The following is a 13,789-nucleotide window of genomic DNA, read 5'->3' as shown; positions in this document are numbered from 1 at the left end:
TATGAAAGAATTTATTCCACAAGAGTTACCTGTAAATTTTGAAATAACTCCAAAAATTTATAAAGCTTTAAATAATGCTTCAAGAAAATTAGGTGAATTAAATGGTTTTATTAGAACTATACCAAATCAAGATATTTTAATCAACTCATTGGTTTTACAAGAAGCCAAAGATTCTAATGCGATTGAAAATATTATTACAACTCACGATGAACTTTTTTTAGCCCAAATTGATGAAGCTAAAATTACACAATCTGCAAAAGAAGTAATTAATTACGAAGCTGCACTTAAAAAGGGTTGTGCTTTGATAAAAAAGGAAAAATTATTTTTAAATCGCCATATTTTAGAAATTCAAAGACGATTAGAACGCCATTCCGCAGGATTTCGAACGCAAAGTGGAACGACGCTTAAAAACCCAGCCACAGGTGAAATTAAGCATATTCCACCGCAAAATAATGCTGATATACTTCGCTTAATGTCAAATTTAGAAAAATATATAAATGATGAATTAGACGATTTAGACCCATTAATTAGACTTGCTATTATTCACTATCAGTTTGAAACCATACACCCATTTTATGACGGTAACGGTAGAACTGGGCGTATAATAAATGTATTGTATCTTACATACAAAGGTCTTTTAGATTTGCCAATTTTATATCTTAGTGCATATATTATCAAAAATAAATCTAAATATTATCATTTGTTGGAACAAGTAAGTAAAAATCAAGCTTGGAATGACTGGATAGAATACATTTTAAAAGGTATTGAGCAAACTTCTGTTGCTTCTGTAAATTTAATCAAAAGTATAGATAAAGCTATGTCGGATCTTAGTAGTCTTTTGCAAAATAAATCACCAGAAATTTATAGTAAGGATTTTGTAGAATTATTGTTCGCTTATCCATATACAAAAATCGAATCTGTGAAAAATAAACTAGGTATTTCAAGACAAACTGCTTCTAAATATTTAAGAATATGCGAAAATTTAGAAGAATTTCGCTGTGTAAAACTTGGCAGAATAAATTATTTTGTTAATATTCATTTATTTGAAATTTTAAGAAAGGGATTGATTATAAAATAATATGTTAAAAAAAATCAAAATTTTTAACATATTATAGAATTATGTTAAAAATAACATAATTTTTAACATATAAAAAAGGACTAAAAAATGACTTCAAATTTAAATCAAACATTGCAAAGCAAATATCCAAATTTAGAAATAAGCGTTTTGAAAATATCGGAAGTGAAAGAAAATAATGAAAATTTTAGAATTGATAGCGAACCTTTCAAAAAATCAAATTTGATAACAAATCAATATATTGATTATGTAAAATTATCAGACATTGCACTGATAAATCCTTCTAAAACAGAAATATCAAATTTAAATTTAGATACAGAAGTATCTTTTATATCTATGCAAAATTTAGGAACAGGAAATATAAACGATAGAGAAACAGGAACTATAAAAGACTATAAAACTGGCTATACATATTTTGCAGAAAATGATATTTTAATTGCAAAAATTACGCCTTGTATGGAACACGGCAAATGTTCTATTGCGACAAATTTAAAAAATAAAATCGGTTTTGGTAGCACAGAATTTAATGTTTTCAGAATAAATGATAATAGGTTTGTTAAAGAATTTGTGTTTTGTTTTTTAAATAGGGAAAATATTAGAAAAATTGCAGCCGATAATATGATAGGAACAAGTGGTCGCCAAAGAGTTCCAACTAATTTTTATGAAAATTTATTAATCCCCCTTTTTCCTATTGAATTTCAACAACAAATTGAGCAAATGGTTCGCCAGTCGCACGAATGTTTAGAGCAGTCCAAAGGTTTATACCGACAAGCGGAAGTTTTGCTATATGAAGAGATTGGACTTGATCCGAATGACCCATTATCAAGTATTCAACCTTTGTCAAATAGACTAAATGTTTCCGTGCAAACACTTAAACAAAGCTTCCTTGCTACAGGTAGATTAGATAGCGAATATTATCAGCAAAAATATGACGATATAGAAAACTTAATCAAAAATTATCATAACGGGTATATGCGATTAAAAGATATAGGAAATTTTGCAAATGGTAGTTTGATTTCAGAGGATTTTTATGTAGAAAAAGCCAAAAGAGCATATATCCGCATTAAAGAACTTTCTTTTAATTCGCCGATAAAAATCGAAGAAAGTGTGTATATTAATGATAATTTCGTGGCAAAAAATGAAGCAACCGTAAAGGAAAATGATTTTGTTATTGCTACGATTGGAAACACAATTGGCAAAGTAAATTTAGTCCCAAAAGAATTGAGTGGAAGTTTTATTTCAAATAATACTTCAAAATTTAGTTTGTTTGATAAAAACATTATGCCTGAGTTTCTGGAACTACTTTTAAGAAGTGTTATAGTGCAAGAGCAGATACAAAGAGATTTTACACAAACTGCACAGCCAAAAATTTCAAATTACTCGCTTGAAAATATTTTAATCCCGAAATTTTCTTTAAAAATCCAAGAAAGTATCGCCAAAAATTTACAAAAAAGTTTTGATTTAAGAAGTGAAGCTAAAAATTTACTCAAAAATGCAAAAGAAAGGGTTGAAAATTCAATAATCGTGGGGGGGGGGTAACTCCTAGATACTTATTTGCAGAAGTTAAAATATTGCTTAAAAAGGCTAGATATTTTTATCGTCTTGCGACTTGGCAAATTTATGAAGAGCTGTTTTCTGCATCAAATCGTGATAAATTTTCACATTTAAACATAAATACGCGTTCGCTAAGCCAAAGTCTAAACGCCACAGGCAGATTAGATAGCGAATATTATCAAAATAAATATGACGAGATTGAAGCGGTGATTAAAAATTATCATGGGGGATATTGCAAATTAAAAGATATTGTGGTTAATCGTTCAGGCGGATTTGCATTTTCAAGTGATAGTTATTTAGAAAATGGAAAACTTGCTTTAATTAGAATAAATAATATTAAAAATGCAAGTTTGGATTTGCAAAATATTGTTTATTTGCCAGATGATGCCGAATTTTTAAGCCCAAAAGATAAAACTTACAAAAATGATATTTTAATTTCTATGTCTGGCAGTATAGGCTTATGTTGTGTTATTTATGATGAAATCAATGCAATGGTTAATCAAAGAATACTCAAAATATCTGTGTCTGAATTTGAAGAAAATGTTTTATGTTTAATTATAAATTCAATTTGTTGTCAATTGCAATTGCAAAGAGTAGGAACGGGCGGAGTTCAAACAAACATATCTAGCGATGATATATTGGGTATTATAATCCCAAAAATTAACCCACAAGTCCAAGCACAAATTGCAGATAAAATCAAAAAGTCTTTTGCTCTACGCAAACAATCAAACGAGATTTTGCAAATTGCAAAATCAAAGGTCGAAACCGCCATAGAACAGGGTTTGGCTATTTAAAAGTGTAAAATTTAATAAATGGATAATGATAGATAAAAATGGTAAAATTTTATAAATTTGTGTTTTAGTGTGGATTTTGGGCTGAGGCTCCAGCCCTGTTTTTACTCCACGGTTACGCTTTTAGCTAAATTTCGTGGCATATCGACATTGTTACCAAGTCGCACTGAAATCTCAAGTGCGAAAATTTGAAGTATTATCATCATCTCGAAAAACTCAGCCATCGGATGCGTTTGAACGCTCGTTTTTATAAAGTCATCGCTTAGCTCAAACTCCTCCGGGGTTATCGCAAGTATATATGCGTCGCGAGCGGCAAGCTCTTCGACATTGCTTTTGACTTTGTCATAAAGGCTTGTTTTTGGCATAAGTGCGATGGTAAAGAGTCTCTCATCAGCGAGAGCGATCGGTCCGTGCTTCATCTCGCCGCTTGGATAGCCCTCTGCGTGCAGGTATGAAATTTCTTTTAACTTAAGTGCTCCTTCAAGTGCGAGTGGGTAGAAAATGTCGCGTCCGATGAAGAAAAATCCGTGTCCATGTAGGTAGTGTTTGCTTAGGCGATGGATCTTTTCTTGTAGATTTGTGTTGATGTTTAGGATTTGTGGGATGTGAAGTAGGGCTTTTAGCTCATTTTCAAGCTCGGTTTTGCTAATACTTGCCTTTGCCTTTGCTATTTGTAAAACCAGCATCCAAAGCGTAACAACCTGCGTTGCAAATGCCTTTGTAGAAGCCACGCCCTTTTCGATACCAGCGCGTGTTAGTAGCGTGGTGTCTGCTAATCGCACGATCGAGCTGTTATCGACATTGCAGATGGCTAGGGTCTTTAGTCCTGCGTTTTTGGCGATTTTTAGGGCTTCTAGTGTGTCTGCTGTCTCGCCACTTTGAGAGATCACTATAAAAAGGGCGTTTTTGTTTAGTTTTGGGCTTCGGTAGCGAAACTCACTTGCGATCTCGACCTTGGCTCTGGTGTCGGCAAGTCGCTCAAACAGATACGAAGCGGCAAGGGCTGCGTGATAGCTCGTGCCACACGCACAAAGCACGATGTCATCAATCTCTTTTAAATACTCATCGTCTAAATTTTCAAGCTTTATCCTATCATCTTTTACGCGTCCCATTATACACTCGGCTACGACGGTGCTTTGCTCGTAAATTTCTTTCTCCATGAAAAATTTATAGCCCTCTTTTTGTGCGTAGCTTTTATCTTTTGGTAGGGCGACAAAGCTTGGCATTACGCGTTTTGCGTTAGAGTAGGCAAAAATTTCACTCTCATTTATAAAGCCATAGCTTTTATCATCTAGGTAGGCGACTTCACTTGCAACGCCGATAAGTGCAGCGTCAGACGAGGCAAACATCAGTCCGCCGTCATTTGCTTTTGCGATAGCCATCGGTGCAGCATCTTTTGCAAAGAAAATTTTATTTGGCTCAGTTTTTGTTATCAAAAGTGTTGCGTAAGCTCCGTGAAGGCGCCTAATCGTCGCTTCGTATGCTTTAAAGGCTTCGCCGTGAGCTTTTAGATTCTCTTCAAACAGATGAACGATGACTTCGGTGTCTGTTTGGCTTAGGAATTTCACACCCTTTGCTTCAAGCTCGGCTTTTAGCTCGGCGTAGTTTTCTATAATGCCGTTATGCACGACAAATGAGTGCTCACCAAGGTGCGGGTGGGCGTTTATCTCAGTTGGTTTGCCATGCGTTGCCCATCTGGTGTGACCGATCGCCACACCAAAGCCATCTGAGCTAAACTCCTTTGTCTTTTGGGCTAAATTTTCAAGCTTTCCAACCGCCTTAAAGTATTCTAGTTGCTCGTTGCTCATTACGGCTATACCAGCGCTGTCGTATCCGCGGTATTCAAGCTCTTTAAGTCCGCTTAAAATCACATTTTTTTTCTCATTTTGTCCGATGTATCCGACTATTCCACACATTTTTACTCACTTGTTAATAAATTTAAAATTTTGTCGCTATTATAACACAGCATATCGCTTTTTTCTATCAAAAATAGATTTCTTGTGCGATTTTTTATGGTTTGAACTTTTGCACTTGTTATTTTAACATCTGCTTTGCTAAATACGCTCATCACATACGCCATCAAGCCCCTTTGGTCGCGTGTATTGATGTTTAATCTTGCGTATTCATTTGAGTGATTTAGTTCAAAAGTAATCTCGTCTTTTGTTATGTTTGGTCTTGAGATTTTTAAAATTTCATCACTTTTTAATGACTGTATGGCTTTTGCTTTTAGATTTAAAATTTCAGCATTTTTGACATTTTTATTAAATTCAAGTCGTATGAAAAATTTCTCATCAAAAAGCTTAAAAATCTCCATATAAGCTAGATCAAAATCAGCTAAAACTGTTAAAAGTGAAGCTAAATTTATCTGCTTTGCTGAGATGATTTTGACACTTAAATTTTGCGTGTTTGAGATATTTACGCTAGTGTCTGTGACTTCATTTGCTTTTTTTGCGATTGCGATTATATCTGCTGGATTATGTTTTACAAACAATAAATTTGATGAAATTTTAAAAATTTTATCTTTTATGTTTTGTTCTAGCTTATCAAATTCATCATGGCGCTTGATGCTCGTCTCTTTTTTTACACGCCTTGTGGCTTCGTCTAATAGCGTCTCATCATCAAAACTCTCTCGCGATATATCATATAGTTTTCTTAATAGTTTTGCGGTGTATGGCGTGTAGAGTGCTTCATCAGTCGCATTTAGTATGCAGTAGCTTAAGATATATGCTAAATCTAGTGTTTTTTTATCGCCTAGTTTTGATATGAAGCCAAATATTGTGCGTTCTAGATAGATATCTTCTCTGTTTGCTACATCTTGCATTAGCGTGTGATATTTTATGAGTGTTACGCCGGTATTTACTGCGTTTTGACTTAGTTCTAGCCTGTTAGCGTATGCACGAAAGATATTTGCACCAACTACGGCATGATCGCTATCGCTAACGCCCTTGCCAACGTCATGCATGAGCGTTACTAGCTTTAGCATGATTTTACCCTCAAGGCACAGCTCATCGTATAAATTTTTAATAAATTTATCTTTGATATTTTCTAGAAATTTTACGCTTATTATGCTGTGATCATCAACGCTAAGCGTGTGATATCCGTCATATTTTGGAAGATGAGCGATATTTTCCATAGGCTTAATAACGCTTCCCATTATACTTGCGTCGCAGAGTGCTTCTAACAAACAAAATGCATTATTTTTGCTAAATAGCCTTTTGATTTGTTCTTTTTTGCTCTCTTGCTCGTTTTCATCTGCTTTAGTGTTTTTTATGTAAAATATCGCCGAAATATCAAGCTTATAGTTAATATCTGCTAAGGTATTTAGTTGTTTTAGTAGCGTTGTTATGGTGGTTGGCTTTTTATGAAGTGGTGCGTATAAAGTGTCGTTTATAGCATACAATCCACATTTTGTTCTTGATAGGCGTTTTTGAGTAAAAGTATAAATTGCTTTATTTTTTCTGTTTAAATATGCAATAACAAATCTTGCATAAAGTCCTAAATTTCGCATTGAGTTTAAAATTTTCTGACTTATTCTGATGTTTGTGTCTTGCGATTTTGTTGATTTTGTTTGGAGTAGCTTTGTTATAGTTTCTATATTTTTTTCGCTAAAAATTTCATCATCATTTACAAGATTTAATAGACTTTTAAGCGATAGTAAAAAATCAAGCGAGAGATTAAATTGACTTATTTGCTTCTCATCTAGTAAATTTAATGTACTTAGTCTTATTTGATTTTCGCAACTTAAAGTCGATAGTATGCAGTTTAATGCGTAAATTTCATCTACACCACCATAGCTTGATTTTAAATTTGGCGTTTGTTCTAAAAGCGGTATTTGATTAAAAGGTAGTAGCGATTTTGTGTGCTTTGCGATAAAGTCAGCTTGATTGTGCGTTTTTAGCGTATTTATCTCATCTCTTGCTAGTTTATACATTGCTTTTGAACCACAAATATACCTAATAAAACTAACTGAACTTTTTGCTTTAAAATCATCTTTAAAAGTTTCGTTTATAAGCTCAAGTGGTAAAAATTTTGCTTTTATTTTAAGGTCTAGCTTGTTTAGTTGAGTGGTTAATGCTTTTAATATATTTTTTGTATCAAAACCCTTTATGTCCTTATATACTATTAGTATGTTTAGTTGAGAATTTACACTGATTAAAGATTGTGCATACTTGTTTGTTGCAATAACGCTAAATGGTATGTTTTCAATGCTTGGCATAAAGTCTTGAAATAAGTCGGCAAAAACAGAGCTTACGCATGATTTTATCTGTTCGTCTCGTTCTTTGATTAAAAAATTTATAAAATTTCTGCCTTGATTTTTTTTAAAATATGTATAAAATTTATCGCTTTTATTCAAAATTTCTATCCCTAATAAATTCCAAAATTTTTTCGTGATGATACTAAAAATTTGCAAAATTAAAGCTTTTATTAACTATAATCAGGTGAAAATTTTAAAGGCAATAAATTTTTAATGAATATAACTGAAATTTTAAAATCTGGTGAGAGAATACCAAGTGAGATGGCTTATAAGCTTTATGATTTAGAGCTTTTTGAGCTTGGTGAGTATGCTTATAAACAGCGTCTTAAAAGGCACGGTAAAAAGGTGTTTTTTAACATAAATCGCCATATAAATCCTACAAATATCTGTGCTGATGTCTGTAAATTTTGTGCTTTTTCTGCACACCGTAAAAATCCAAATCCATACAAAATGACACACGAAGAGATATTAAAAATTGTAGATGAAAGTGTTGTAAATGGTGCAAAGGAGATACATATCGTTTCAGCTCATAATATCGAAGGTGGCTGGGAGTGGTATCTTGAAATCTTTAAAAAGATTAAGGATAAATATCCAAATTTACATGTAAAAGCTTTAACTGCAGCCGAGATTGATTTTATCGCTAGAAGTTGTGGATTTAGTTATGAAGACGTGATAAATAAGATGCTTGAATACGGCGTGGATAGTATGCCAGGAGGCGGAGCTGAGATATTTGATGAGACGGTGAGGGCTAAAATTTGCAATGGCAAGGTTGGCTCAAGTGATTGGTTAAAAATCCATGAATTATGGCATCGGGCTGGTCGTCAAAGTAACGCAACTATGCTTTTTGGTCATATAGAAAGTCGTGAAAATCGCATCGATCACATGCTTAGGCTTAGGGATTTACAAGATAAAACCGGTGGCTTTAATGCGTTTATTCCACTTGTGTATCAGACACAAAATAACTTTTTAAAAGATGTGAAATTTTTAGGTTCGGTTGAGATTTTAAAAACAATGGCAATTTCAAGATTGGTGCTTGATAATATACCGCATATTAAAGCGTATTGGGCTACTTCGACGCTAAATTTAGCAATGATTGCACAAGAATTTGGTGCGGATGATTTGGATGGAACGATACAAAAAGAAAGTATCCAAAGTGCAGCAGGTGCAAAGAGTGCAAATGGAGCTAGTTTGCAGACATTTTTAGATATTATTAAAAGCTCTGGTTTTGTACCTGTTGAACGTGATAGTTTGTATAATGAGATTAAAATTTATTAGGAGGAAGAGTTGGATTTTTTTAAACTAAAAAATCATGGTACTAGCGTTAAACAAGAGCTTAGTGCTGGTTTAACGACATTTTTGGCGATGATGTATATTGTGCCTGTAAATGCCATAATAATGAGTAAGACAGGTATGCCTATGGATGCACTCATAACCGCTACCGCACTTATAACCATAATAGCCACAGTATTAAATGGTATATGGGCAAATACTCCGGTTGCGATGAGCGTTGGCATGGGATTAAATGCGTATTTTACATTTGGACTTGTTATTGGTATGGGTATTCCATGGCAGACGGCTCTTGGAGTTGTATTTTTATCTGGAATGTTATTTGTTATTCTTTCATTTACTGATTTTCGTATATGGATTATTAAATCAATTCCAGTTGATTTAAGACGAGCTGTTAGTGCTGGAGTTGGGACTTTTATTGCTTTTATAGGGCTTCAGCAAATGGGTATAGTTGTCAATAATGATGATGTTTTGGTTGGGCTTGGAAATTTAAAAGATATTAATGTGTTGCTTGGAATTTTTGGTCTTATAACTGTGCTTATATTTTGGATCGTAAATATTAAGGGTGCATTTATACTAGCAGTATTATTAACATCGGTGATTGCTTGGATTTGTTCTATATCGCCTTATCCTACTGAAATTTTTTCTATTCCTGCTTCTATCACGCCTATTTTGCTACAGCTTGATGTAAAAAGTGTGTTTTTTGATAGTGCTGGTGTATTTACTTTGTCGTTGTTACCGGTTGTTTTGGTGTTTCTTGTGACTGACTTATTTGATTCTGTTGGGACTTTAACTGGTGTTGGCACTAGGGCTGGAATATTTAGTGAAGATAATAAAGATGGTTTAAATAATCTTAAAAAGACATTAGAAGCAGATGCTGCGGTTACTGTGGTTGGTTCTGTTATTGGGGTAAGCACGACTACTGCATTTGTTGAGAGTGCAAGTGGCGTGGAGCAAGGCGGAAGAACTGGCTTAACGGCTATTTTTTGTGGATTATTTTTTACTCTTACTTTATTTATGCTACCACTTTTTAAAGCTATACCGGCAAATGCGATTTATCCAGTTTTGATTATGGTTGGAATTTTGATGTTTTCTGAGGTTAGGGATATAAATTTTAAAGACCCAGCTATAATGGTAGCAACATTTTTTATAGTTGCATTAATGCCACTTACTTATTCTATTACAAATGGTCTTGCATTTGGGTTTTTATCGTATTTATTAGTGCGTGTTTTTAGGCGTGAATGGAATGAGATTAATATAGGCATTATAGTTCTTGCTATTATTAGCTTTATTGTATTTTTAGTTAATTAAGGACAAGTTATGATTTTTTATAGTTATGATGAATTTGCTATAGACGTGAAAAATATGGCTAAGCAAATAAAAGATGAATTTAATCCAGAGGTTATAGTTGCAATTGCACGTGGTGGTATGACGCTTGGGCATTCTCTTGCAGTTGCGTTGCAAAATAGAAATTTATTTGCATTAAATTCTATACATTATGATAATACAAACAAGCTTGATACAATTGATGTGTTTAATATACCTGATTTATCAAATTTTCGTAAAATTTTATTGGTTGATGATATAGTTGATAGTGGGGAGAGTATGGTTGAGATAAAGCGTCGTTTATTAGAGCTTTATCCGCATTTACAGATTAAAATCGCAACTGTTTTTTACAAACGAACAGCACTACTTTTGCCAGAGTATAAGGTAAAAGAGGCGAGTGAGTGGGTTGAGTTTTTTTGGGATATAAGTATTTAAAATGCGATTAAAAGACAAATTTTTACCATTACTTGCTAAGTATGATGTATTAAGCCTTGGGATTATTTGTCTTTTTTGTTTTATTACGCTTAGCTATTGTGCGACTACTCTTGGCATAAGCTATTATGAAGCACGTATATTTTATGGCAATGGCGATATAATTGGACATATTGTCAGAGCTAGTTGCTCTGTTTTTGGACAAAATGATTTTGGTATGCGTTTGCCTCTTGTGATTATGCATATTGTAAGTATTATTTTGCTTTATAAGCTTAGTAAATTTTATCTAAAATATAAGCTTGACAGAATTTTAAGTGTGCTTTTATATGTTCTTTTGCCAGGAAGTGTAGCAAGTGCATTGATAATAAATGATGCTGGACTTATTATTTTACTTACGCTATTATTGCTTTATATTTTTCATTTAAGATTAAATTTTGTCTTTTATACTTTGTTTTGTTTGCTGGTTTTTGTTGATAGATCATTTTTTGTTTTGTTTTTGTCGTTTTTTATCTATGCGATTTACAAAAAACAAGCGGGACTAGCGTGGTTAAGTGCTATTTTAATAGGTTTTAGTATATATTTATTTGGGTTTGATACTTACGGTAAGCCAAGTGGGCATTTTGTAGATACGTTTGGTATATTCGCCGCCGTATTTTCGCCGTTTGTATTTTTATTTTTTGTATATACCATTTATCGCATATGGATAAAAGAAGAAAAAGAAATTTTATGGTTTGTTAGTGTAAGTGCATTTTGTTTTTGTATGGTGTTGTCTATTAGACAAAAACTTGAACTGACTGAGTTTTTACCATTTTGCATTATAGCTACACCACTTATTATTAGGACGTTTTTGGCTTCATATCGTATTAGGTTACCAAAATTTCGTAAATCTCATCAAATTTCGGCTTTTATTGTAATTTCTATTTTGATTATAAATTGGTTTTTGATTATTTTTAATCCTATCTTATATGTGGTGACAAAAAATCCAGAAAATCATTTTGTTTATAAATTTCACATCGCAAAAGATATAGCAAAGCAACTTAAAAAGCAGAATATACATGCTGTTTATACGACAGATGATAGACTTAGGCTAGAATTAAAATTTTATGGTATATCAGATCAAGGCTCTTTTGAATTAATTAAAAATGGCAATGATATTGAAATTTATAAGTATGGAAAAAGAGTTGCAGGATATGATTTAAGACGAAGGCAAGGCATTTGAAATTTCGTGCTTTTACCTTATTTGAAGTAGTGTTTGTTTTGATAATAATTTCTATTTTAGGTGTTTTGGCTATACCAAAATCAAACCAGGATAATTTAAGAGCAGCCGCCTATCAAGTAATGTCACATATACGTTATGCACAAAATTTAGCATTTTTAGACAATACATTTAAGCCAAACAGTCTGCAAAATAGACAAATTAAATGGAGTTTTGTGTTTGCAAATACTGCCATTAATACAAAGTCGTGCCAACTTAATGAAAAAAATAAGCAAACTTGGAAATATAGCGTATATAAAGATCTAAGTTTAAATGGTAATTTAAATAGTAGGCGTGAAGTGGCGGCAAATCCATCTAAAATAAATAAAGTTTTAAGTGGTGGTTGGAGTGGAATTTCAAAAAAAGACTGCAGATTGGTTAGCTCTGAACTTGACATACAAAAAAAATATGGCGTCACAAATGTAAAATTGCTCGGACACTGTGCTACAAAACAGACTAGAAGCTTTAGTTTTGATAATGGCGGACGTCCAACAAGAATTGCAAGCACAACAAGCAAAACAAATAAACCCGTGAGATTATTAAAAAACGATTGCAAGATTATTCTCTCAAATGCGTCTAGTAGTATTACTATTCTTGTCAAAAAAAGAACTGGACTTGTTTGTATTGAAAGCAAACAAGAAAAAGGTAAGTGCGAGAAGCGACCAAGCCAGACACAAGAGTAAGTGATAATTTATTTTTATTAACTTAGTATTAGCTTTACTATATCTGTTTGGTTTTTAAAATACACACAAAAAGACTTATTAAAACCGAAAATTTTAAAATTTCATCCCAGATAACAATAGATATAAAAACAGATAAATTTAAAAGCAAATGGCTTAATATTTAAAAACTGCTTTGTAATGCTTTAAAATTTTATGATAACTTGGTTTGTGGTATTGTAAAGCTATATAAAACTTTAGCCCCAAAATAAAACAAATTTAACCTTTTCTTGATCTTAGTAAAGCTTTATAAAATTTCTGCATTAATTTTTAGCATTGTGCCTAAATTTGTTTTTAGATAATATAAAATCTTTCCTAATGCCTTTAAAATTAGCAAAGTAAAAAATCATTTTTACAATGTTTTACTCTGTAATAATCTTTGCAAATATCACCAAAAATAGTTAAATTTATTCACTTAAAACAGTTTTAACCATCTGTGTATAGAATTTGCTTCATTTAAGCAAGGCAAAACAAGCAAAGCGCTCACGAAGTGATGTTTCTGCAAAATAAGCAAAGCGCTTTTTGCAAAGCAAAAATGTTTCCCTGAAAACAAGCGTAACGATGGCGAGTGAAACGAGACAGGTTTGTGTAAAATTTCTCAAGCCACAAAGGGCGATGGTAGCGACTCCTTGTTGCTAAAATTCTTACTTCTTTATTTATCTTTAATCTTTACTAAAATACTTTACAATTTTTAAATTTTTATATATTTTATTGTTGTTATGGTAATAAAAAGCTCTTTAGTTACGTTTTTTGTTTTGTTGTGTTTGTTTTTTGATTTTGTTGTTGTCTTATACAATTGACATCATTATCTATTGTTTAATGTCAGTTTGTTAGGTTTTAAGTTAATATTGGTTTATTTTTAAATGGACATATTTTTAAATGGACATATTTTTAGAAATTTTATTGTTATGGGCTAAAATTAATATAATTAATGTTTTATATCTAAACAAAATAGTGCTATTGTTTTGTATAAATTTGATATTTTTTCAAATTTCCCCCAAATTCACTATTTTTTTAATCTCTTTTTAAGCATTACTCTTATATAATTCCAGCTCACGAGTTGAGAGAAACCACTTTTAACCCTTTCTGAGTTAA

The 13,789-nt window shown here is 32.4% G+C and carries 10 protein-coding genes; 8 read left to right on the top strand and 2 right to left on the bottom strand.

Going from position 1 to position 13,789, the window contains the following annotated elements; translation table 11 throughout:
• Position 1 precedes the first annotated feature (1 nt).
• From LQU93_RS08880 to LQU93_RS08870, 3 genes are all read left to right on the top strand, one after another.
• On the top strand, positions 2 to 1,078 hold the full coding sequence (locus tag LQU93_RS08880; RefSeq protein WP_229933532.1) for a Fic family protein: 1,077 nt from the start codon (positions 2 to 4) through the stop codon (positions 1,076 to 1,078).
• A gap of 87 nt (positions 1,079 to 1,165) precedes the next feature.
• Entirely contained in the window at positions 1,166 to 2,614 is a 1,449-nt protein-coding gene (locus LQU93_RS08875) for a restriction endonuclease subunit S (protein ID WP_229933531.1), read from the top strand.
• Positions 2,615 to 2,646: 32 nt separating this feature from the next.
• Complete coding sequence (locus LQU93_RS08870; RefSeq protein ID WP_229933530.1) at positions 2,647 to 3,423, top strand: restriction endonuclease subunit S; 777 nt, start codon at positions 2,647 to 2,649, stop codon at positions 3,421 to 3,423.
• A 101-nt stretch (positions 3,424 to 3,524) separates the two neighbouring features.
• On the opposite strand, the gene glmS is transcribed toward LQU93_RS08870, so the two are convergent.
• A complete protein-coding gene (glmS, locus tag LQU93_RS08865) occupies positions 3,525 to 5,336 on the bottom strand; it encodes a glutamine--fructose-6-phosphate transaminase (isomerizing) (RefSeq protein ID WP_229933529.1) in 1,812 nt (603 codons plus the stop codon).
• A 2-nt stretch (positions 5,337 to 5,338) separates the two neighbouring features.
• Positions 5,339 to 7,774, bottom strand: a complete 2,436-nt coding sequence (locus LQU93_RS08860; protein ID WP_229933528.1) for an HD domain-containing protein — start codon at positions 7,772 to 7,774, stop codon at positions 5,339 to 5,341.
• Positions 7,775 to 7,888: 114 nt separating this feature from the next.
• Here LQU93_RS08860 and mqnE point away from each other — a divergent pair, with 114 nt between their 5' ends.
• From mqnE to LQU93_RS08835, 5 genes are read left to right on the top strand one after another with little or no spacing between them, the layout of a single operon-like run.
• Positions 7,889 to 8,950: an aminofutalosine synthase MqnE gene (gene mqnE, locus LQU93_RS08855; RefSeq protein WP_229933527.1), complete on the top strand. Its 1,062-nt coding sequence runs from the start codon at positions 7,889 to 7,891 to the stop codon at positions 8,948 to 8,950.
• A 9-nt stretch (positions 8,951 to 8,959) separates the two neighbouring features.
• Positions 8,960 to 10,273 (top strand): NCS2 family permease, encoded by a 1,314-nt coding sequence (locus tag LQU93_RS08850; RefSeq protein ID WP_229933526.1) that lies wholly within the window; start codon positions 8,960 to 8,962, stop codon positions 10,271 to 10,273.
• Positions 10,274 to 10,282: 9 nt separating this feature from the next.
• Complete coding sequence (locus tag LQU93_RS08845; RefSeq protein WP_229933525.1) at positions 10,283 to 10,723, top strand: phosphoribosyltransferase; 441 nt, start codon at positions 10,283 to 10,285, stop codon at positions 10,721 to 10,723.
• 1 nt (position 10,724) lies between these two features.
• A complete protein-coding gene (locus LQU93_RS08840; RefSeq protein ID WP_229933524.1) occupies positions 10,725 to 11,939 on the top strand; it encodes a glycosyltransferase family 39 protein in 1,215 nt (404 codons plus the stop codon).
• Positions 11,936 to 12,658: a pilus assembly FimT family protein gene (locus LQU93_RS08835; RefSeq protein WP_229933523.1), complete on the top strand. Its 723-nt coding sequence runs from the start codon at positions 11,936 to 11,938 to the stop codon at positions 12,656 to 12,658. Before LQU93_RS08840 ends, LQU93_RS08835 begins: the two co-directional genes overlap by 4 nt.
• Positions 12,659 to 13,789 lie beyond the last annotated feature (1,131 nt).

It is taken from the genome of Campylobacter majalis, from assembly GCF_905120465.1.
Classification (GTDB): domain Bacteria; phylum Campylobacterota; class Campylobacteria; order Campylobacterales; family Campylobacteraceae; genus Campylobacter_A; species Campylobacter_A majalis.
This window is presented reverse-complemented; position numbering and strand designations above follow the sequence as displayed.

What these genes read in the sequence shown, in the direction of transcription:
- LQU93_RS08840 (WP_229933524.1), top strand. Translation starts at nt 10,725, where the DNA reads ATGCGATTAAAAGACAAATTTTTACCATTACTTGCTAAGTATGATGTA.
- LQU93_RS08880 (WP_229933532.1), top strand. Translation starts at nt 2, where the DNA reads ATGAAAGAATTTATTCCACAAGAGTTACCTGTAAATTTTGAAATAACT.
- mqnE (WP_229933527.1), top strand. Translation starts at nt 7,889, where the DNA reads ATGAATATAACTGAAATTTTAAAATCTGGTGAGAGAATACCAAGTGAG.
- LQU93_RS08845 (WP_229933525.1), top strand. Translation starts at nt 10,283, where the DNA reads ATGATTTTTTATAGTTATGATGAATTTGCTATAGACGTGAAAAATATG.
- LQU93_RS08875 (WP_229933531.1), top strand. Translation starts at nt 1,166, where the DNA reads ATGACTTCAAATTTAAATCAAACATTGCAAAGCAAATATCCAAATTTA.
- glmS (WP_229933529.1), bottom strand. Translation starts at nt 5,336, where the DNA reads ATGTGTGGAATAGTCGGATACATCGGACAAAATGAGAAAAAAAATGTG.